General features: G+C 70.2%; 14 protein-coding genes. 11 read left to right on the top strand and 3 right to left on the bottom strand.

Annotated elements, in window-relative coordinates; translation table 11 throughout:
- Positions 1-4: 4 nt before the first annotated feature.
- From pgsB to ACO1BR_RS33095, 5 genes are all read left to right on the top strand, one after another.
- Positions 5-1,483: a poly-gamma-glutamate synthase PgsB gene (gene pgsB / locus ACO1BR_RS33115; protein WP_426798800.1), complete on the top strand. Its 1,479-nt coding sequence runs from the start codon at positions 5-7 to the stop codon at positions 1,481-1,483.
- Positions 1,480-1,962, top strand: a complete 483-nt coding sequence (locus tag ACO1BR_RS33110; protein ID WP_426798799.1) for a poly-gamma-glutamate biosynthesis protein PgsC/CapC — start codon at positions 1,480-1,482, stop codon at positions 1,960-1,962. Before pgsB ends, ACO1BR_RS33110 begins: the two co-directional genes overlap by 4 nt.
- A 19-nt stretch (positions 1,963-1,981) precedes the next feature.
- On the top strand, positions 1,982-3,052 hold the full coding sequence (locus ACO1BR_RS33105) for an NlpC/P60 family protein (RefSeq protein ID WP_426798798.1): 1,071 nt from the start codon (positions 1,982-1,984) through the stop codon (positions 3,050-3,052).
- A gap of 529 nt (positions 3,053-3,581) precedes the next feature.
- A complete protein-coding gene (gene rph / locus ACO1BR_RS33100) occupies positions 3,582-6,209 on the top strand; it encodes a rifamycin-inactivating phosphotransferase (protein WP_426798797.1) in 2,628 nt (875 codons plus the stop codon).
- Positions 6,210-6,493: 284 nt separating this feature from the next.
- Positions 6,494-7,249, top strand: a complete 756-nt coding sequence (locus ACO1BR_RS33095) for a type 1 glutamine amidotransferase domain-containing protein (RefSeq protein ID WP_426798796.1) — start codon at positions 6,494-6,496, stop codon at positions 7,247-7,249.
- A 397-nt stretch (positions 7,250-7,646) separates the two neighbouring features.
- Here the strand turns inward: ACO1BR_RS33095 and ACO1BR_RS33090 are convergent, their stop codons facing one another.
- Positions 7,647-7,802 carry a hypothetical protein gene (locus ACO1BR_RS33090; protein ID WP_426798795.1) on the bottom strand — a complete coding sequence of 52 codons (156 nt, stop codon included), beginning with the start codon at positions 7,800-7,802 and terminating at the stop codon, positions 7,647-7,649.
- A gap of 396 nt (positions 7,803-8,198) precedes the next feature.
- Positions 8,199-8,651, bottom strand: a complete 453-nt coding sequence (locus ACO1BR_RS33085; protein WP_426798794.1) for a winged helix-turn-helix transcriptional regulator — start codon at positions 8,649-8,651, stop codon at positions 8,199-8,201.
- Positions 8,652-8,747: 96 nt separating this feature from the next.
- On the opposite strand from ACO1BR_RS33085, the gene ACO1BR_RS33080 reads away from it, so the two are divergent.
- From ACO1BR_RS33080 to ACO1BR_RS33055, 6 genes are all read left to right on the top strand, one after another.
- Positions 8,748-10,013 carry an MFS transporter gene (locus tag ACO1BR_RS33080; protein WP_426798793.1) on the top strand — a complete coding sequence of 422 codons (1,266 nt, stop codon included), beginning with the start codon at positions 8,748-8,750 and terminating at the stop codon, positions 10,011-10,013.
- Between the two features lie 246 nt (positions 10,014-10,259).
- Positions 10,260-11,402 carry a serine hydrolase domain-containing protein gene (locus tag ACO1BR_RS33075; protein WP_426798792.1) on the top strand — a complete coding sequence of 381 codons (1,143 nt, stop codon included), beginning with the start codon at positions 10,260-10,262 and terminating at the stop codon, positions 11,400-11,402.
- Between the two features lie 413 nt (positions 11,403-11,815).
- On the top strand, positions 11,816-12,580 hold the full coding sequence (locus tag ACO1BR_RS33070; RefSeq protein WP_426798791.1) for an SDR family oxidoreductase: 765 nt from the start codon (positions 11,816-11,818) through the stop codon (positions 12,578-12,580).
- A gap of 515 nt (positions 12,581-13,095) precedes the next feature.
- Positions 13,096-13,245, top strand: a complete 150-nt coding sequence (locus ACO1BR_RS33065; RefSeq protein WP_426798790.1) for a hypothetical protein — start codon at positions 13,096-13,098, stop codon at positions 13,243-13,245.
- 654 nt (positions 13,246-13,899) lie between these two features.
- Positions 13,900-14,127: a hypothetical protein gene (locus ACO1BR_RS33060; RefSeq protein ID WP_426798789.1), complete on the top strand. Its 228-nt coding sequence runs from the start codon at positions 13,900-13,902 to the stop codon at positions 14,125-14,127.
- 305 nt (positions 14,128-14,432) lie between these two features.
- On the top strand, positions 14,433-16,889 hold the full coding sequence (locus ACO1BR_RS33055; RefSeq protein ID WP_426798788.1) for a SpoIIE family protein phosphatase: 2,457 nt from the start codon (positions 14,433-14,435) through the stop codon (positions 16,887-16,889).
- 61 nt (positions 16,890-16,950) lie between these two features.
- Here the strand turns inward: ACO1BR_RS33055 and ACO1BR_RS33050 are convergent, their stop codons facing one another.
- Positions 16,951-20,592, bottom strand: a complete 3,642-nt coding sequence (locus ACO1BR_RS33050; RefSeq protein WP_426798787.1) for a BTAD domain-containing putative transcriptional regulator — start codon at positions 20,590-20,592, stop codon at positions 16,951-16,953.
- Positions 20,593-20,849: the final 257 nt, after the last annotated feature.

Here is a 20,849-nt window from a genome sequence, read left to right as displayed (position 1 = left end):
CACCGTGCTTTTCCTCTACGCCGTGCTCGTGGTGTGCGGTGCCGTGCTGCTGATCGCCGGAGTGATCGAGCAGCGGCGGCACTTCGCCAACCTCGACCGCATCCCCACCCGCGTCCTGATCAACGGCATCCGTGGCAAGAGCTCCATCACCCGCCTGTGCGCGGGCGCCCTGCGCGGCGGCCGGCTCACCACCGTCGCCAAGACCACCGGCACCGCCGCCCGCTTCATCCACCCCGACGCCACCGAGGAGCCCGTCTACCGCAAGTTCGGCATCGCCAACGTCGTCGAGCAGATCGGCATCGTGCGCCGCGCCGCCGCCTACCGGCCCGACGCCCTGGTCATCGAGTGCATGGCGGTGATGCCCGCGCTCCAGGAGATCAACCAGTCCAAGCTGATCCGCTCCACGATCGGCGTGCTGTGCAACGTCCGTGAGGACCACCTCGCCGAAATGGGGCCGACCCTGGACGACGTGGCACGTTCGCTGTGCCGTTCCATGCCGGAGAACGGGATCTGCGTGACGGCGGAGAAGGACCGCTTCGCCATCCTCCAGGAAGAGGCCGACGCCCGGAACTGCCGGCTGATCTACGCCGACCCGGACACCGTCAGCGACGAGGAGCTGCGCGGCTTCAGCTGGTTCACCTTCAAGGAGAATGTCGCCATCGCCCTGGCCGTCGCCGAACTCCTCGGCGTGGAACGCCGGACCGCGCTCCAGGGCATGTACGACGCCCCGCCGGACCCCGGCGTCCTGTCCGTGGAGCGATACCGCACGCCCGAGGGAAAGAAGCTCCGCTTCGCCAACGTCTTCGCGGCCAACGACCCCGAGTCGACGCTGATGAACATCAACCAGCTGCTCGACCTCGGCGCCATCCACCGGCCCCTCAGCGTGGTCGTCAACTGCCGCCCGGACCGCGTCGAACGCAACGCCCAGATGGGCGAGTTGATCCCCGACCTCGACCCCGAGCACGTCTTCGTCATCGGGCACCCGGCCAGATCCGCCATCGACGCGATCCCGGCAGCCTGCCGGGACCGGGCGGTGGACCTCGGCGGGGACCGGCGCGATCCGGAGGAGTTCATGGGGCAGTTGCTGAGCCGGCTCGGCCCCGACTCCTCGCTGGTCGCCATCGGCAACATCCACGGCCAGGGCGAGCTGCTTCTGGAGCACCTCGCGCACCTCGCGCCGGACGAGGACCCCGCCGACCGCAGTGGCGGGGACGACGACGCGCACGACGACCCGGCGCCGATGCACGCGCCGCATCTCGACCCCTACCAGCACCACCCCCAGGCACACGAGGAGCGCCACACCGCCATGTCCGCGCCGCCGCCGGCACCCGCCGCCCCGGATCGGCCCTCGGCGCCGCCCGCGGGCGGGCCGGGCGCGCTCGAACCAGCCCGCCTCCGGGGCCCGTTCGAGCCGCCGATCCCGCCCGTACGCCCCACCGACGACGCCCAGCAGTGGCACACCCCAGGAGAACAGCACCGTTGATCCCCTCCGTCCTCACCCCCGAGATCGCCGCGATCGGCATCGCGATCGGGCTGCTCTTCTCCCTGATCTGCTACCTGACGACCAACCTCTCCCCAGGCGGCATGATCACCCCGGGCTGGCTGGCCCTGACCCTCGTCGAGGACCTCCAGCGCGCCGCGATGGTGGTCGGCGTCACCGTCCTCACCTACCTCGGCACACTCCTGATCCAGCGGTACGTGATCCTCTACGGCAAGCGGCTGTTCGCCGCGGTCGTGCTGCTCGGCGTCACCCTCCAGGCCACCGTGATGATCGTGCTCTCCCTGGAGTTCCCGCTGATGTACGCGAACCAGACGCTCGGCTTCATCGTGCCGGGCCTGATCGCCTACCAGTTGGTGCGGCAGCCCAAGGGCCCCACCCTCCTGGCCACGGGCTCGGTGACGCTCATGGCCTACGTCGTCCTCACCGCCGGAATCCTCCTCGGCCTCATGCCGTCCGCTTAACCCCCCGGAGCCCCACCGCATGCCCCCCAAGAAGCGCCCCCTGCTGCACGCCCTGACGGTCCTCTCCCTCCTGGCCGGCAGCGCATACCTGACCGTGGAACTCCGCAAGGACGAACAGGACAAGGCACCCCGGGCGCAGGCCGTCACCGACACCCCGCTCAACGGCTCCGCTGCGGGCCGACCGGGCGCGCAGACCTGGGAACGTCTGAAGAACCCCGACCGCACGGTGCTGCGCGGCGAGGGCGGCCAGGTCCTGGCCACCTTCACGGACCGGTCCCGCACCGCCACGCTCAAGGGCCCCTCGCGCACCTTCGGCGAGTCCGCGAACACCGCGACCCGCGTGGTCACCGAGGACTGGGTACGCCTGATGCCCGAGGCGTGGCGTGCCGGGGCCGAGCAGGAACGCTGGTTCGGGGACTGGTTCCGGCAGTACCACGGCAGCCAGGAGGACGACCTCTTCGCCATCGCCTTCCAGTACGTCACCGGAGCGCCCGTCAAGAAGGACGACAAGGGCATCGCATACGCCGGCGACGCCAAGTTCGGCCCGGTCAACCCCGACCTGGCCAAGCACCGCGGCACTCCACTGCTCGAACAGTCCGACTTCTTCGACTACTTGGGCATCCCGTACAGCTTCCGCGACGGCACCGCCACACGCCCCGAAGCGGCCCGTTACCGCGCCGTCGACTGCTCCGGCTACATGCGACTGGTCTTCGGCTACCGGGCCCGCTACCCGCTGGCCCCCGGCGACGGCAAGGGCAACGGCCTGCCCCGCACCGCCAACGGCATGGGCCGCTCCCACCTGGGCGCCGACATCATCCCGCTGTCCGGCCCGGCCCCCTGGTACCAACGCCCGCAGAACATCGACCTGCTCCAGCCGGGAGACCTGGTGTTCTTCAAGATGGACCACCACACCGGCGACCGCTTGGACCACGTCGGCCTGTACCTGGGCCCCGACACCGAGGGCCACAAGGTCTTCATCTCCAGCCGCAAGGAGGTCAACGGCCCGACCATCGGCGACACCGGCGGAGTGTCCCGACTCGACGGCAACGGCTTCTACGCCCAGCTCCTCCGCAACGCCAAACGCCTCTGACACCCACGCCGGGGCGGGAAGGCGGCCGCGTGCCTCAACGAGGACCTTCGCCTGGGCCGACGACGCGTACCCGTCCCCGGCGCGCCACCGCTGCGCGAGCAGCCTGCCCGGTCCATTGGACGGCAAAAGGCAAGGGCAAGGAGAACTCTCTCCCTGCCACTTTCAACGTATAGCGCGCTGGGGGGCTTGCCGCAAGGCCCGGGTCACGGCGCAGAATCGTCGGCCGATGTCACAACCTGCGGAAAGGGGGGCACGACGTGCGCGTGTTGTTGTCGACGTATGGGGGACGCGGTGACGTCGAACCGGAGGTGGGACCGGCAGTGCAGTTGCAGTGGCAGTTGCGGGTGCTCGGCGCGGAGGTGCGGGGCTGCGCGCCGTTCGACCGGGCGGAGCGGCCGGCCGACCTGTCAGAGGAAAGGCAACCAGGGATGACGACGTGCTCGACAAGAGCTTCGACAGAGTGGGAGGCGCCGGTGATGCGACCGGCCACCACCGTGCAACGGATCACGGTTGCCTCGGCGGTATCGCAATGACTGAGCAGTACGTGTGGGATCTTCACGAGGTTGACGAGACGCAGGTCGCGGTCGTTGGCGGCAAGGGCGCGCACCTGGGCGGACTGTCGCGGATCGAAGGCATCCGCGTGCCGGGTGGCTTCTGTGTGACGACGGACGCCTTCCGGCGGATCATGGCGGAAGCGCCGTCGATCGACGATCGGCTCGATCAGTTGTCGCGCCTGACTCGCCTTGATGGAGAGGGGGACGACCGGGAGGCGATCCGCACGCTCAGCGCGCAGATTCGTCGGACCATCGAAGGGATGGCCATCCCGGGCGATCTCGCGGCGGTGATCGCCCGGGCGCTCGCCCAGCTCGGCGAGCAAGCCGCCTACGCCGTCCGATCCAGCGCGACGGCGGAGGACCTGCCGACGGCCTCCTTCGCCGGCCAGCAGGACACGTACCTGAACGTCGTGGGGCCGACGGCGATCCTCCAACACATCAGCCGGTGCTGGGCCTCGCTGTTCACCGAGCGGGCCGTGACCTACCGCCAGCGGAACGGCATCGACCACCGTACGGTCCACATGGCCGTGGTCGTGCAGCAGATGGTCTTCCCGGATGCGGCCGGCATCCTGTTCACGGCCGACCCCGTCACGGGCAACCGGAAGGTCGCCACCGTGGACGCCGGCTTCGGCCTCGGCGAGGCCCTGGTCTCCGGCCTGGTGAACCCGGACGTCTTCACGGTGCGGCACGGTGAAGTCGTCGCCAAGGCGATCGCCGCCAAACAGCGTGCTGTTCACGCCCTGCCGGCCGGCGGTACGCAGGAAGTGGCGATCGACTCGCAGCGGCAGGAGCAGCCGGCGCTGACGGACGCGCAGGTCGTGCGGCTCGTGCACCTCGGGCGGCGGATCGAGGCGCACTTCGGCCGCCCCCAGGACATCGAATGGTGCCTGGTCGACGATGGCTTCCAGATCGTTCAGAGCCGGCCGATCACGACGCTGTTCCCCGTTCCCGAGACCGGCGACCAGGAGAATCACGTCTACGTCTCCGTCGGTCATGGGCAGATGATGACCGACCCCATGAAGCCCCTGGGGCTCTCGATGTGGCAGCTGACGGCCATGGTGCCGATGCACGAGGCCGGCGGGAGGCTGTTCGTCGACGTCACCCGGCGCCTGGCCTCGCCCGCGAGCCGCGCCGGCCTCCTGGACGTCTTCGGGAGAGGCGATCCGTTGATCCGGGACGCTCTGGAGACCGTCCTCGACCGCGACGGCTTCGTCCCGTCGCTCCCGGACGCCCCTCCCGGCAGGCCGCAGTCCGGCGAGCCGCCGGCCAGCGGTGCGTCCGCCCCGATCGAGACCGATCCGGCCATCGTCACCGAGCTGATCGAGCGCAGCCAGGTGTCCGTCGCCGCCCTGGAGCGCGACATCCGGACGAAGACCGGACCGGCGCTGTTCGACTTCCTGCTGGATGCCTTCGAGGAGCACAAGCGAGTCCTCAGTGATCCGCTGAACCTTCAGGCGATCATGGCGGGGATGGAGGCCACGTGGTGGCTCAACGACAAGCTGCAGGAGTGGCTGGGCGAGAAGAACGCGGCTGACACGCTCACCTTGTCCGCCCCCGACAACATCACGTCGGAGATGGGACTGGCGCTGCTCGACGTCGCGGACGTGATCCGCCCGCAGCCGGAGGTGGTGGCGTTCCTGCAGGGCGTCGAGGACGAGGGCTTCCTGGACGAGCTGGCGAAGCTCGCGGGCGGGACCGAAGCGCGCGACGCCATAGAGGCATACCTCGACCGGTACGGCATGCGCTGCGTCGGCGAGATCGACATCACGAGGCCGCGTTGGCGCGAGCGCCCCAGCACGCTGGTGCCCGTGATCCTCGACAACGTCAGGAACTTCGAGCCGGGCGCCGCCGAGCGACGCTTCGAGCAAGGACGGCAGAAGGCGCAGAAGAAGGAACAGGACGTGCTGTCACGCTTGCGGGCGCTGCCGGACGGGGACCGGAAAGCCGACGAGGCCAAGCGGATGATCGACCGGGTCCGAACCTTCATCGGGTACCGGGAGTACCCGAAGTACGGCATCGTCAGCCGCTACTTCGTCTACAAGCAGGCCCTGCTGGAGGAGGCCGAGCGCCTCGTGCAGGCCAACGTGCTTCCTGAGAAGGAGGACATCTTCTACCTCACGTTCCAGGAGTTCCACGGCGTCGTGCGCTCGCACCAGGTGGACGACCAACTCATCCAGCAGCGCAAGGACGCGTTCCGGTCGTACCACGCGCTCACACCGCCCCGGGTGCTCACATCGGATGGCGAGGCCCTCACCGGGGCGTACCGGCGCGACGACGTGCCGGCCGGCGCCCTGATCGGCCTACCCGTTTCCGCCGGGACCATCGAGGGGCGGGCCCGCGTCATCCTCGACATGGCGGAGGCCGATCTCGAAGCGGGCGACATCCTGGTCACGATCTTCACGGACCCCAGCTGGTCGCCGCTGTTCGTCGGAATCGCGGGCCTGGTGACGGAGGTGGGCGGCCTGATGACCCATGGCGCAGTGATCGCCCGGGAGTACGGCTTGCCGGCCGTCGTGGGCGTGGAGCAGGCCACCCGGCTGATCCGGGACGGGCAGCGGATCCGCGTGCACGGAACCGACGGGTACATCGAGATCCTGCCGTGACCGACCACACCGAGCAGCCCCATCCGTAGCTTCCGACGCGACAACGCCAAGCAGTCGATGACCACCCCACGACCGCCGCCCGCAACGCCCGCACGCGGATGCGACCCGTAACTGTTCGTCACCGGGGAAGTGCCTCTCCGCCACCACGTACAGGACCCTCGGCACGTCCTGTCGTCGCAGCTCAGAGGCACTTTCCACGTTCTCGATCACCTAGCGGAAAGCGCCCGCCCCGAAAGCCCGAGACCAGAGTTGATCGGCCGGACCCGGTCGCGCAGGATGTCCCCATGCGGATACTGATGCCCCTGCCCGACCGGGACTTCGACGTCACCGAGGTGGCCGTTCCGTGGCAGACGCTCACCGAGGCGGGCCATGAGGTGGTCATCGCGACAGAGCGTGAGGGAGTCACCCCTGTCGGCGACCCGAGGCTGCTGGACGGGGTCCTCTTCGGGCGGCTGGGCGCCGAGTCGGAGCCCCAGCAGTTCTACCGCCGGATGGTGGCCGACCCACGCTTTCGCGGTGCTGTGGCCTGGCAGGATCTCGTGGCCGCTGACTACGACGGTCTGCTGCTGGCCGGCGGGCATGCCCGCGGAATGCGGCAGTATCTGGGATCGGCGGTGCTGCAGCTGAAGGTGGCCGAGTTCTGGCGGCTGGGACGGCCGGTCGGGGCGATCTGCCATGGGCCGCTGCTGCTCGCCCGCGCGCAGGACCAGGCTACCGGCCGCAGTGTGCTGTACGGGCGCCGCACCACCTGCCTGCCCAAGTACCTGGAGCGATCTGCCTATCTGCTGACGGCCTGGCGCCTCGGCCGCTACTACCGCACCTACCCGGCCTACGTGGAGGACGAGGTCACTGCCGCCCTTGCCGCGGCGTCCGACTTCCAGCGCGGCCCGCGCACGCTGTCGCAGCGAGGCACAGCCACTGACCATCGCCCAGCCTTCATCGTCGAGGACGGCAACTACCTCTCGGCCCGCTGGCCCGGCGACGCCTATCTCTTCGCCGGGCGGTTCCTCACCATGGTGGAGAAGACCGCCCGCGCCTGATCCCCCCCGTGAACAACCCTCCATCCAGGGCTCTGCAGGGGCGGTGAAATCGACGTGTGGTGCCATCAACTGTCCAGCGGCGAGGGCAGAATCTCGCCCCCGGTCGCATCACGGCTCGGACGGGTCCTAGGGTGTCGACGTGAACGGCTTGAGGTGCACCCAGTGTGGAGTTGTCGGGCTGGAGCCCGGCTTTGTTGACGATGCGGGCCAAGGCTCTGCCGGATATACGCGTTGGATTGCTGGTGTCCTGGAGCGTGGCCCGTTCGGTGGCGCCAAGAGGGCGGGACGAATGCGCCGGCAGATCGACGCCTACCGTTGTTCCCAGTGCGGGCATCTGGAACTCTTTGCCACCACACCGTGCTGAACTCAGCTCGAATTGACGGGCGTTCGGCCCCTATCAGGCACCAGCCGCGACGAGGAGCCCCAGGAGGGCGGCGATCGCCAGCCCCCGTAGCGGAATGCCGATGCCTTTGGGCAGGGCTCCGGCATTCGCCCCGACGAAGACGACCCCGAAGACACCACCGATAAGCCTGGGTATGTGATGTCGCGTCATGCTCGTCACCTTTTCACCTCGCCGATCACGCAACAACGCTCTTGAGGAGCGGGGGGCGGCGCAGGTGATTTCGCTGTAACGCCGGCCGCGTGCCGCCGCCTGGCATGCCTTGCCCCGGCGTAACGGGCAAGATTTCACCTGCCCTTGAGGGCAATGCCCAACGTGCACCCACGTGCATGGAGGGCATCGCATGCCCAAACGCCCCGCAGCTCCGTTGGTGCGGAGAGGATCGGCCAAGTGAATTCCGTTGAGCCAGGCCGTCCGGGACTCGGTGAAGGCCGGGGAGCCGGTGTGCCGCAACAGTCGGCGCACGGGCCAACGCCGGTCCAGCGCGGCATGGTTGGCCGCTGGCCACGAGATTCTCGCGGCGTGTTGGCACCGGGTCTCCGGCTCAGGTCACTGGGTGGAGATCTTGTGAACGGTGGTGTCGTCGGGGTTCAGCCGTCGCCCGTCCACGGAGAGCACTTCCAGTGCGCGGAGGCGATGTCCCTGCCGGCGGTCGACCAACTGTGAGTGTGGTTCTCCGGGGGCGAAGAAGTGCTGTTCGCCCCACTGCCGCAGTGCCACGATGACGGGGAAGAGTGCCTTGCCCTTGGGGGTCAGTACGTACTCGCGGTAGGCGCTGCCGTCCGAGGCGGGGACGGATTCGAGGACTCCGCCGGCGACCAGGGTGCGCAGACGCGCGGTGAGGATGTTCTTCGCCACGCCGAGGCTGCGCTGGAACTCCCCGAAGCGCCTGCTTCCGTCGAAGGCGTCCCGCACGATCAGCAGGGACCACCAGTCGCCGATCGCGTCCACGGACCGGGCGACGGGACATTCACTGTCGTCGAAGCGCGTCCTGGTCACCATGACGTCCCTCACTCTCATGCTGGTTGCAACATGCTACCAAGAAAGTTACCGTCACCTTCGGTGGCAAGTTGAAACCAGATCTGTGGGGGAGTGCCGATGCCTGACAGCAGTGAGGCCGTGACACGACGGACCGAGGCTCGAAGCGGGGAAGGTTCCGCGTTCGTCCTGTCCCGTGGCGTCGTCGTACTGTTCGCCGTCGCCTGCGGGGCAGCGGTGGCCAACGTCTACTTCGCCCAGCCGCTCCTGGTGACCATGGGCCACGACCTCGCCATGAGCCCGGCACTTGTCGGCAGCGTGGTCACCCTCACGCATGTCGGATACGGACTGGGACTCTTCTTCCTCGTGCCGCTGGGCGACGTGGTCGACCGCAGACGGCTCATCGTGGCCCAGTTGCTGCTCCTGGTGGTGGCGCTGGCCGTGGTAACCGCCGCCCACACGGCGGCGATCCTGCTCGCGGGGATGGCCGCGACGGGGCTTCTCGCGGTCGTCACACAGACGCTGGTGGCCTTCGCGGCATCACTGGCCCCTCCCGCCGGGCGCGGACGGGTCGTCGGTCTGGTCACCAGCGGCGTGGTCGTCGGAATCCTGCTCGCCCGCACCGCATCCGGCCTCATGGCCGATCTCGCGGGCTGGCGCTCCGTCTACCTCGCCTCGGCGTCGCTCACCGCTCTGCTCGCACTGGTCCTGTACCGAGTGCTGCCGCGCCACAGTGACGTTCCGCCGACAACCCTGCGCTACGGACGGCTCCTTCGCTCCACGATCACGCTGTTCGCACGGGAACGACTGCTGCGGCTCCGGGCCCTGTTCGGTCTGCTGGTCTTCGCCGCCTTCAGCACCCTGTGGAGCAGCGTCGCGCTGCCGCTCAGCGAGGCCCCGTGCTTCCTGTCCCACAGCGCGATCGGGGCGCTGGGGCTGATCGGTGTCGCCGGCGCCCTGGCCGCGACCATGGCGGGCCGCCTGAACGACCGTGGACTGTCGCGGCGGACCACCGGTATCGCCCTGGCACTGCTGGCGGCCTCGTGGTTGCCCTTGTCCTTCACCCGCAGCTCGCTCTGGGCCCTGGTCGTCGGGGTGATCCTTCTCGACCTGGCCGTACAGGCGGTCCATGTCACCAACCAGACCCTGATCTACGCGCTGCACCCGGACGCGGGCAGCCGACTGATCGGCGGATACATGGTCTTCTACTCGATCGGCAGTGCCACCGGCGCCATCGCCGCGACCTCCCTCTACACGGTGGCCGGCTGGGGCGCCGTATGCGCACTGGGTGCCGCGTTCAGCTGCCTCGGGCTCGTGTTGTGGGCGTTCACTCGACACGGTGCCCCGGACCCCGCCGCCAAGGCGACCTCTCGCAGCGAAGGTTGAGCGTTCTCGCCGAACGTTGAGACCCGTCCCTCCCGCCGACGAAAGGGCGATCCCGGGAGCCTGAGCGTGCTGGTGCCACTGCTCCTGCAGGACGGCTTTCGCCAGCGCGATCACGATCCGGACTGCGGTGTCCCGGGGTTGGGATATCCGCCCCCCACGTCGGGTGCCAGCACCCGTGACTTGGGCAAGCGCGGCGCGAAGACTGGGCGAGCGAACATCGTCCGACACGCGACACCAAGGGGCATCATGCGCGTCTCCCGTACCCTGCTCACCGGCCTGCTCGCCACCACGGCGATGGGAACCCTCGCCGTTCCCGCCACCGCTACGGCGACTGACCGCCCGCAAGACCTGCGCGGCTCGCACAGCGAGCCGGACTCCGGTACGGCCCGCAAGGTCCGGCGCGATCTGGACCTGCTCACCCGCAGTGGCGCGGTCGGCGCGCAGGTACAGGTGACCGAGGGCGACCGGGCCTGGCTGGCCAGGTCGGGTGGTGCGCGGAAGACGGGAACCCCGGTGCCGCCTGAGGGGCAGTTCCGTGTCGGAAGTACCACCAAGATGTTCACGTCGGTGGTGCTGCTCCAACTCGTCGGTGAGGGGGAGGTGTTGCTGGACGCACCCATCTCGCGTTATCTGCCGTCGGGGCTGGTGCCCCAGGGCGACAAGATCACCGTCCGGATGGCGCTGCAGCACACCAGTGGGCTGTATGACGTGGCGCGGGAGCTGCCGCAGGGCGAGGAGTTCATCCGTCATCGCTTCCGTCACTACGACATGACCGACCAGGTACGGCGGGCCGCCGCCAAGCCCGCCGACTTCCCGCCGGGCACCGACTACGGCTACTCCAACACCAACTACCTCGTTGCCGGGCTGATCATCGAGCGAGTGACCGGGCACCCCTACGCCACCGAGGTGCGCAACCGGGTCATCGCACCGCTGGGGATGCGCCACACGGTCGTGCCCGTTGACAGCTCCGTCATACCCGGGCCGCATGCGCACGGCTATCTGGGACAGACCGACATCAGCGCGCTGAACCCGTCCCTTGCGGGGCCGGCTGGGGAGATCATCTCCACGCCGGGTGACATGGACAAGCTGCTGGTGGCGCTCACGTCAGGCAAGCTGCTGCGGCCCGCGCAGTGGAAGGAAATGAACCGCACCGTGGCCACCAAGGAGCCGGGAGTGGGGTACGGACTCGGGCTCAAGGTGCGTGAGTTGAACTGCGGGCGTACGGCGATCGGCCACACCGGCGGCATCCCCGGCTACGCGACGCTCGCGTTCACCACCAGGGACGGCAGACAACGCGTGGTGCTCTCCGCGAACCTCGCCGACTGGCCTGCCAACGAAGCCATCGGCAAGCCGATCGACAAGGTTCTCCACGACGCGCTCTGCGGCTGAGCCGCTCCCGATGGCGTCTCACCGCGACACCGCGACACCACGGCACCACGCTGCCGCGAAGAGCCCCGGCACCGACGAAGGAATCCGCGCCGACCCACCGCAAGACCGGCACCAAACCGCGACGGACCGGACAGAACGGCTGGCTCAAGACCACCTGTACTCCGGGTCCTTGTACTTCCGTTCCTCGGGGAACCGTGCACGCACGTAAGTGACCCACTGGGGTGCACGCGGCGCGGCCGGAAGCGGAGCATCGGCCGCCGCGCCAGTCCCCGAACCCACTCGGAGGTGTGCGCGTCCGTGGCCCAAAAGGGCACCACACCTCGGTGACTGAATGAATTACTAGATTAGGCGAGGCTAGCCTCACTGAATAAGTGGATCTGGAGGGCTCGGCGGAACACGATCAAGGAGCGAACATGGGAAACCTCAGTGGAAAGGTCGCACTGGTCACCGGCGGCAGCCGGGGCATCGGGCGAGGCATCGCCGAGCGCCTGGCCCGGGACGGCGCTCTGGTGGCTGTGCACTACGGCCGTAACGAGGCGGCGGCCAAGGAGGCCGCCGCGACCATCACCGAGGCCGGTGGCCGGGCGGTCATCGTGGGCGCCGAACTGGGCGTTCCAGACGACGTGGACACGCTCATGGCTGGACTGGAGGCCGGACTGCGCACACACGGGGAATCGACGATCGACATCCTGGTTCACAACGCGGGGCTCAACCTCATGGGGCGACCGATCGAGGTTCTCACCCCTGAGGAGTTCGACCGGATGGTCGCGGTCAACATCAAGGCACCGCTCTTCCTCACCCAGCGGCTGCTGCCACGGCTGCGCGACGGTGGCCGGATCATCAACATCTCATCCGTCTCCACCCGTATCGCCTCCGCCCACGGCATCGGTTATCCGCTCACCAAGGGCGCACTCGAAGTGTTCAGCCACAGCCTGGCCAAGCACCTCGGCCCCCGCGGAATCACCGTGAATTCCGTCGTCGTCGGATTCACCCGCACGGACATGACCGCCGGAGTGCTGGCCGACCCGGCGAACCTGGAGCGCAACATCAGCCTGACCGCCCTCGGCCGGATCGGCCAGGTCCCGGACATCGCCGACGCGGTCGCCTTCCTGGCCTCCGACGACGCTCGCTGGATCACCGGCGCCAAGATCGACGTCACCGGCGGCGTCAACCTGTAGCAACCTCAACCCGAAGGCCACACCTGGGTCCTGGGAACACCCGCATGGGTGGTCACGTGCGATGGGCCCAAGCGTGATCGTGCAGGTCGCCCCAGACGCTGTGAGTCTTCTCGACCAGAATCTCTGCGCTCGCGGTGCCCATCCGGAAGACGTCAGCACCCTACTCATCGCTATGGCTGGGTATTTGCTTCGCCAGTCCGTCCAAGCCTCGCTGTCAGGGCTGCCGACAGTGAGCGTCTTTGAGCGTGCTCAGGGCGAAGTCGTACTGCGCTGGGTGCGTGGGCGGACGCATTGGCATGAGCGGACCTGACGCGCGTGAGTAGGGGCGGCGATGGAGATGTGGCTCATCATGGCGATTTCGGGGGTGAGGGACGGTTCGCGGTGTGGGGATGCACCGGTCGACAGGTGGCCGCTGGGTTCGGCGTTGGGTTTCCTTGCACTTGGCACGGAGGAAAGGGCGCATCGCTAACGCTGTTGGACTGCCGAAGCGGTTTTGGCCATGCGCTGTTTCTTTCATGGCGATCGCCAGGGCTTGTCCCGCACGCGCAGGAGTACCGGCCCGGCGCTTCAGCCGCCGCCAGCACATGAGTGACGCCGCCCAAGCCATCGCCGGCCTGCTGTCCCACCAACAGGCCGCCGACCTGACCTCGGCACGGCAGATGTGAACACCGGCCCCAAGGAAGTCCTCGACGCCCCACCGCTTACCGTGCACGAGCTCGCAGGGGCTGTCCCATAACTGATCTTTGGCATGAGGGTGGTTGATCAGGATGGGGTCCTGGCTTCCACCGGTGGGCTGTGTCGCCAGGGCTGCGTCGTTCCCGTGGACTGTCCAGTTCGATGACCTGACCTCCAAGATGGTCAACGGCCTGGCGGGTTCCGGTCCTCACTCGGAAGGCGACTTCTCTGTTGGTGCGGTCCCGGATCGGCAGGCTGCCGTCGGGAAAGGCGGCGAGGGCCGTGGCCGCGGTCTGGTCCGCAACGGCGGGCAACCCGGTGGAGGCATCGACCTGCCAAGCAGGCAGCACGGTGTCCTTGCGGAACCGCTTGCGGGGCTGGAGCGCGAGCGACGACCCGGGGTGGCCGATGGACTGCTGCCTGGCCTGAGTGCGGGCACCGCCGCGGCTGTGCGGAGGGCCCGCGGCCCCACGTGGGAGTCGGCCCGCCGGGCTTCGGTGCAGGGGCGGCCGGGACGTGCCGGGGAGCTGCCGTGGGGGTGCGGTCGCCCAGGTGGACGGGGGATGTGCCGGTGGTAGCGGTCGAATAACCTTTGCGTCCGGTGGATGTACCCAGGCGGAGGGCCCCAGGTAGGTTCAGCCCCCATGACAGAGAACGTCAATATCGACCGGCACCGGCTGATGGTGGAGGCGCTCCAGGAATACGCGGCGTGCAACGATGAGCAGCTTGACTGGATCCTGGGACTTGTCCGGCATCGCCTCGGAGCCGCCCGCCGTATGGGGGTACCCGTGCCGGCCGAACTGGCGGGTAGGGTCGCGCGGCTGTGTGAGAAGCGCGGCTGGCAGCTCGATGAGCCGGAGGAACGTACCTGAGTTCGCCGTCCGCCGGCCGTCGGGACTCGCGAAAGGCTCCCACGGGGTGTTGACTGGCGTGCCTGCCTCCGCCGGTGCCTGGGCCAGGCGCCCGCCGTCCCCCTGCCCGCCCCCGCCGCCTACCCAGGTGCCTGGCCGCGACGGCATGCCTGAGCCCCTGCGCCGTATGCCGTACGAGGCGCGCGGAGCGCATTTACAGGCCGATACTGGGATCCAGCCGCGCCGGACGACGGATCGGGGCGGAACGGTCGGCGCCGCGGGCGCCGACGCGCGGTCCCGTTGGGTCGGTACGAGGGTAGTGGGTGATGGACACACCGGTGACGACGCTGAGCGAGGGCCCGGACGACCCGTTCGCCCTGCGTCGCTCGGCCTCGGCGGTACTGGACGACACCGGACGCGTCGTCGGCTGGAGTGAGCCTGCCGAGGCGCTGCTCGGCTACTCGTCCGAGGAAGTGCTGGGCCGGAGCGCGCGTGACGTCCTGCTCGACCCGCGTGACGCAGACGTGGTCATGGCCGCGGTGGCGGGTTGTGTGGGTACCGGGTGCTGGTTCGGGGTCCTGCCCGTACGAGCCCGCGGCGGCAAGCGGGTGGAGGTGGGCTGCCGGGTCCGGGCGGTGGCACGGGCGGACGGCGGGATCGAGTGGCTTGTCGTGGGCGCGCCCGCGGAGCAGGTGATCCAGTGGGAGACGGACCGGTCGGTCCTGGACGGGATGTTCCGCCGGTCTCCGATCGGCCTGGCGGTGCACGCCCCCGATCTGAGCCTGCTGCGGGTGAACCGGGCGGTCGCGCGGTTCGGCGGCATCCCGGCCGAGTACTACCGCGGGCTGCGCACCGGCGACTTCGTCGTCAGGCGGGACGCGGAACTGGTGGAGGCGCGGCTGCGGCGGGTGCTCGAAACGGGCGAGCCGCTGATCTTCACCGAGCAGCCCTGCCATCTGCGGCACGACCCCGACCGGGAGCTGGTCGTCTCCGTGTCGGCCTTCCGGATGCAGGACTCCGCCGGCCGCACCCTCGGCGTCACGCAGATGGTCGAGGACGTCACCGACCGCTACCGGGCTCGCCGGAGACTGGCGCTCCTCAACGAGGCCGGTGCCCGTATCGGCACCACCCTCGACGTGGAGCGCACGGCGCGCGAACTGGCCGACGTGGCGGTCACCGGACTCGCCGACTGCGTCTCCGTCGACCTGCTCGAACCCGTCACCCGGGGTCAGGAACCGGGCCCGGAAACGCCGGCCACCGTGGTCCGGGCGGCCGTCCGGAGCATCCAGGAGCCTCCCTCGGTGATGTATCCGGTGGGCCACACGACGCAGTTCCCACCCGAGGCACCGCAGGGCAGATGCCTGGCCGAGCGTCGCCCCGTCCTCGAACCGGTCCTGGAACTCTCCCCCGGCTGGTACTCCCTCGACCCGGCCAAGGCCGAGCGGGTCCTCGAACTCGGTGTCCACTCGCTCATCGTCGTGCCGCTGATCGCGCGCGGCCTCGTACTGGGCGTGGTCAGCCTGTGGCGGTGGCAGCGGCCCGAGCCGTTCGAGGCGGACGACCTCACGCTGGCCGAGGAGTTCGCCGCCCGGGCCGCCGTCTGCATCGACAACGCCCGCCGCTACACCCAGCAGCACCAGGCCGCGCTCGCCCTCCAGCGCAGCCTGCTGCCGAGCGCGGTGCCGGAGCACCCCGCGGTCGAGATCGACCACCGGTACCTGCCGGCCGACGCCACCGCCGGTGTCGGCGGCGACTGGTTCGATGTCATCCCGCTCTCCGGGCTGCGGGTCGCCCTCGTCGTCGGCGACGTGGTCGGCCACGGCATCCACGCGGCGGCCACCATGGGCCGGCTGCGTACCGCCGTCCACACCCTCGCCAACCTCGACCTGCCCCCGGACGAGGTCCTCTCCCACCTGGACGACCTCGTGGACCGGCTGGCGGCCGAGCAGGAGGCGACCGGCGAACACGCCCCGCAGATCGTCGGCGCCACCTGCCTCTACGCGGTCTACGACCCGGTCTCCCGGCGCTGTGCCCTCGCCCGCGCCGGCCATCCGCCGCCCGCGGTGGTGACACCGGACGGACGGGTGGACTTCCCCGAACTCCCGGCCGGACCGCCGCTCGGCCTGGGCGGGCTGCCGTTCGAGGCCGCCGAACTGGAACTGCCCGAAGGCACCCTGCTCGCCCTCTACACCGACGGGCTTCTGGCGGTCCACCGCCGAGACCTCGACGAGGGCCTGGCGCAGCTGCGCCAGGCGCTGAGCCAACCCGCCCGCTCGCTCAAGGACACCTGCAAGGCGGTGGAGGAAGCGCTGCTGCCCGACCGTCCCAGCGACGACATCGCACTGCTCACCGCCCGCACCCGCTGCCTGGCCGAGGACAAGGTGGCCACCTGGGACCTGCCGGCGGAGCCGACCGCGGCGGCCGAGGGCCGGACGCTCGCGGTGGCCCAGCTCGACGACTGGGGGCTGGCGGACATGGCGTTCACCACCGAGCTGATCGTCAGCGAGCTGATCACCAACGCCTACCGCTACAGCAGCGGCCCGGTCACCCTCCGGCTCATCCGGGACCGCCACCTCATCTGTGAGGTCTCGGACACCAGCAGCACCTCCCCTCATCTGCGCCACGCCGCCACCACCGACGAAGGCGGCCGGGGCCTCTTCCTGATCGCCCAACTCACCGAACGCTGGGGCACCCGCTACGTCCGCAACGGCAAAACCATCTGGGCCGAGCAGCCGTTGCCGCCGCTGCGCGGGGGAGCGAGCGTGAACTCCTCCGGCGCGTGACGCAGGGGCGGGCGGCGGCGCCCCACCGCCGAGCCACGCGCAGTGGAGTGCTCGCCGCCGCTCACCCGGCCGCCACCGCCTCCGCCGCCCCCCTGCCCAGGAGGTCGTGGAGGAGGCGGGTGGCGGGGAGTTCGTGGTGGAGGTAGACGTGTTCGCCGCGCTGGCCGACGGCTGAGAGGAAGGCGTGGAAGGTGGTCTTCGCGTCTTCCGTACGTCCGGCACGGTGCTGTGCCTGGCCGAGGAGGCCCAGATGGAGGGGGCGGCGCAGGTGGCTTCGGGAGTTGCGGAGTTCGGCGAGGGAGGAGTGCATCAGGGCGAGTCCGTCGTCCTCCTGTCCGGAGTGGGTGAGGCCCCAGCCCTCCAGCATGCCGAGCATGGCCTTCCAGTAGAGCAGCCCGTGTTCGTCGGCCATGCGGACTCCCTCGGCGCCGGAGGCGCGGGCGGTGTGGACGTCGCCTTCCCAGGCGGCCACCACCGCGTCCACGTAGAGCGCGAAGGAGCGGTCGGAGGGCCTGCTGTCGTACTCGGTGAGGCGCAGCAGTTCGTGGCGGCGTGCCGTGGCGGTCTCCCGGTCGCCCAGGAGCCAGTGCGTGAAGGTGTTGTAGGAGCGGCAGGAGACGCGCGGGTCGTGCTGGAAGGTACGGGCCAGCGAGTGGCCCTCGCGGGCGTAGCCGTCTGCCATGGTGACGCCGTGCTCCAACTCGGTGAGCGCCTGCCGCAGTTGGCCGCGGACGTGCAGGACGATGCCTTCGCCGTACGCCGCGCCGAGCACCGCCACGGGCTGGCCGGTCCGTTCGGCCAGGTCCCGGAGCAGGCCGGAGAACCGGCGTGAGTCGTCGTAGCGGCCGGTGACGAGGTACGACGCGCACAGGGCCCACAGCACCGACGGGTCCTGGGGGGAGTGGGTGGCCTCGCTGAGGGCCCGTCCGCGGGCGAGTGCCGTCTCGGCCTCGGCGTGGCCGTAGCCCCGGGTGGTGGCCAGCACCTGGCCGAGTTGGACGTGCAGCCGCTGGTCCAGGGACGCGGCAGAGGGGTCGCCGGGCGGCAGCAGGCCGACCAGGTGTACCGCGCGGCGCAGCCAGGTCTCGACCTGTTCATAGGCGAGTTGCTGCTCGGCCTGCTCGGCGGCGCGCAGCAGGAGGGGAAGGGTTTCGGCGGCCGGTAGGGCGCTCTTGGCGTGCCAGGCGTGGTGGGCGACCCGCTCGATCTCCTCGTCCTCCACCTGCCCGAGCCGGCGTGCGGACAACCCCTCGGCGACCCTCGCGTGCAGCCGCTGCCGGTCCTCACGGGTGAGTTCGTCGATGAGCGTCTCCTGGACCAGGGCGTGGCTGAAGTGGAGCCGTTCGGGGTGGCGGGGGTCCTCGCCGAGCAGCCCGGCCCGGATCGCCGACTCCAGTGCCGCGGCGACCGGTTCGTCCTCGCCGGCGGTGCGGCTCAGCAGATCCGTGTCGACCTCGGTGCCGATGACGGCGCACAGCCGCAGCACGCGCAGCACCGCCTCGGGGAGTGCGGCGAACCGCTGGTGCAGCGCCTCACGGACGCCCGTCGGAACGCGCGTCAGGAGCACGTCCATCGCCTCGGGCCGGCGCAGGCTACGCGCGTCACCCAAGAGGGAGACGAGCTGCATGACGAAGTACGGGTTGCCCTCGCTGCGCCGGTGCAGCACCTCGACGACCTCCGCGTCGACGCCGGGGCCGGCCTGGGCGACGACGAGCGCGGCGACGTCGTGCCGGGACAGGCCGCCGAGCCGCAGGGTCTCGGTCCTGGGGCCGCGCAGGACCTCGGAGAGCATGCGGCGCAGCGTCGCGTCGGACTCGACCTCGTACTCGCGGGCGGTCAGGACGATGCCGAGCGGGTGGCCCTGGCTGCGGGTGCTCAGCAGTCTGAGAAGGTCCAGGGAGGCGGTGTCGGCCCAGTGCAGGTCCTCCATGAGCAGGACGAGCGGGCGCTGGGCGGCCAGGGCGAGCAGGACTTCGCAGACCGCGTCGTGGGTGAGGAACCGGGCCTGGCCCCAGTCGGACTCGGCAACCGGTCCGCCGGTTCCGGCCGCGCGCTCGGGCATCAGCGGGGCGAGCAGGGCGCCGAACGGTTTCGCCGCTTCGCGGAAGGCGTCCGGGCGGGTCGTGGTCAGCCGCCTGAGGATCTGGGTCCACAGCCAGTAGGGCGGTACGCCCTCACCCAGGAAGCAGTGGCTCCAGATCACCTCCAGGCCCCGACACTCCTGGCCGGCGCAGGCGGCTTCCAGCCGGGGGACGAGTTCGAAGAGCAGCCGGGTCTTGCCGACGCCGGCGGGGCCGAGGACGCCCGCCACGTGCCCGTGACCGTCCAGCGTGCTCGCCGCCGCGGCCGTCAGGCGTTGCAGTTCCTCGCTGCGGCCGGTGAACGGCGACTGGGCTCCCGGTCCGCCGGGCACCGGCCGTAAGGCCGCGCGGCCCGTCTCGTCCATCGGGGCGTTGGCCTCCGGCGCGGGTGGCGCACTGTCCGGTGAATCCACGGTGGTCGACCGCGAGTCCGCGGTGGTCGTCGCCGACCGGCAGGTGTGTCCGGGCTCGGCGGTGGTGTGCGGTGCTGCCGCGTAGCCTGCGGCGGGGCTGTGTGCCTCCTGCCGTTGCGCGGGCGTGGCGCCGTCCTGTGGACCGTCGTTGCAGCCGACTGCCGCCGGGCCGCGCGGAGTCGCCGCTGCCCTGCCGATCCCACCGGACGTCCGGGCCGTCGCGGGCCGACCGGCCTCCTGCGCCGCGCGGACGGCCGGGTGCGCCTCGGCTCTTCGCCCCCGCTCACCGACGACCGCGTGCGCGGCCCCGATCACCGGAGCGCCCAGCGCGGGTCCGGCGGATTCGGGGCTGCCGGGGCGCGGTTCGGCGGTGGGCCCGCAGGCCCCCGGTTCCTGGCGCAGGATCGCGGTCCTGACCCGGCGGAGTTCGGCGGCCGTGCCCACGCCGAACTCCTCGTCCAGGTGGACGCGGGTCCGTTCGTACACTTCGAGTGCCTCGGCCTGCCGCCCGAGCCGGGACAGGGCCGTCATCAGGTGGCCGACGAGGCGTTCGCGCGCCGGGTGGAGGCGGGCCTCGCGGTCGAGGCCCGCGGCGACTTCCTGGGCCGCCCCGAGAGCGAGCCGGGCCTCCGCGCAGGTCTCCACGGCGGTGAGCCGGACGTGTTCGAGGCGTGAACTCTCGTCGTTGAGCGGGGGATGGCCGTCGAACTCCGCGTAGGGCGAGCCCCGCCACAGCGACAGGGCCGCGGCGAGCCGGTCCCGCGCGGCGAGCGGGTCGCGTCCTTCCAGCAGCCGCCGCCCTTCGGCGACCAGGTGCTCGAAGCGGCAGACGTCGATCTGCTCGGGGGCGAGTTCCAGGACGTAGCCGGGCGCGCGATGGCGCAGCACGGTGGGGCGGTCGGGCCCGGACGCCGGCTGCAGTGCGCGGCGCAGGTGGGACACGTGGCTCTGGAGCGTGGCGACGGCCTGACGCGGGGGCTCCTCGCCCCACAACTCCTCGATGAGCAGTTCCGTGGGCACCACGCGCCCCAGGCGTATCAGGAGCAGGGCGAGCAGGGCTCTGCGGCGCGGTGGGCCGAGTGCGAGATCGCGGCCGTCGTGACGCGCCGACATGGGGCCCATCACGCTCAGTACGAAGGGAGTGTCGTCCGGCCCGGTCGCGGGTGTCGGGGTGGTCGGGGCCGGGTTGGGCGTGGGGGATGAAGGCATAGCGGTCCCAATCGTTCTCGCACGCACGGTGGTGCTGGCGGGCGGGTGACGCCGTGCGTCAGGTGCCCTTCCCATCCGGAGCTTGGCATAGAGATCGGGGCATTCCAAGATCAAATCGGTCGTCGGCAAGTGAACGGCAAGGTATCCGTGGGGGGGTTGGCAAGGATGGCGGAAAACCACCACAGCGGACGGCAGGAATTGGCCAGCTTCGCGGCAAGGCTGCCGCAAGGGGCGTGTCGCAGGATGCCCGTCATCGG

This window comes from Streptomyces sp. YGL11-2 (assembly GCF_050054615.1).
Taxonomy (GTDB): domain Bacteria; phylum Actinomycetota; class Actinomycetes; order Streptomycetales; family Streptomycetaceae; genus Streptomyces.
Note: the sequence above shows the minus strand (reverse complement) of the source record. Positions and strands in the feature narration are given on the sequence as shown.

Bases quoted from the DNA above. Each gene is read 5' to 3' on its own strand.
- ACO1BR_RS33105 (WP_426798798.1), top strand. From the start codon at position 1,982: ATGCCCCCCAAGAAGCGCCCCCTGCTGCACGCCCTGACGGTCCTCTCC.
- rph (WP_426798797.1), top strand. From the start codon at position 3,582: ATGACTGAGCAGTACGTGTGGGATCTTCACGAGGTTGACGAGACGCAG.
- ACO1BR_RS33095 (WP_426798796.1), top strand. From the start codon at position 6,494: ATGCGGATACTGATGCCCCTGCCCGACCGGGACTTCGACGTCACCGAG.
- ACO1BR_RS33090 (WP_426798795.1), bottom strand. From the start codon at position 7,802: ATGACGCGACATCACATACCCAGGCTTATCGGTGGTGTCTTCGGGGTC.
- ACO1BR_RS33085 (WP_426798794.1), bottom strand. From the start codon at position 8,651: ATGGTGACCAGGACGCGCTTCGACGACAGTGAATGTCCCGTCGCCCGG.
- ACO1BR_RS33080 (WP_426798793.1), top strand. From the start codon at position 8,748: ATGCCTGACAGCAGTGAGGCCGTGACACGACGGACCGAGGCTCGAAGC.
- ACO1BR_RS33075 (WP_426798792.1), top strand. From the start codon at position 10,260: ATGCGCGTCTCCCGTACCCTGCTCACCGGCCTGCTCGCCACCACGGCG.
- ACO1BR_RS33070 (WP_426798791.1), top strand. From the start codon at position 11,816: ATGGGAAACCTCAGTGGAAAGGTCGCACTGGTCACCGGCGGCAGCCGG.
- ACO1BR_RS33065 (WP_426798790.1), top strand. From the start codon at position 13,096: ATGGCGATCGCCAGGGCTTGTCCCGCACGCGCAGGAGTACCGGCCCGG.
- ACO1BR_RS33060 (WP_426798789.1), top strand. From the start codon at position 13,900: ATGACAGAGAACGTCAATATCGACCGGCACCGGCTGATGGTGGAGGCG.
- ACO1BR_RS33055 (WP_426798788.1), top strand. From the start codon at position 14,433: ATGGACACACCGGTGACGACGCTGAGCGAGGGCCCGGACGACCCGTTC.
- ACO1BR_RS33050 (WP_426798787.1), bottom strand. From the start codon at position 20,592: ATGCCTTCATCCCCCACGCCCAACCCGGCCCCGACCACCCCGACACCC.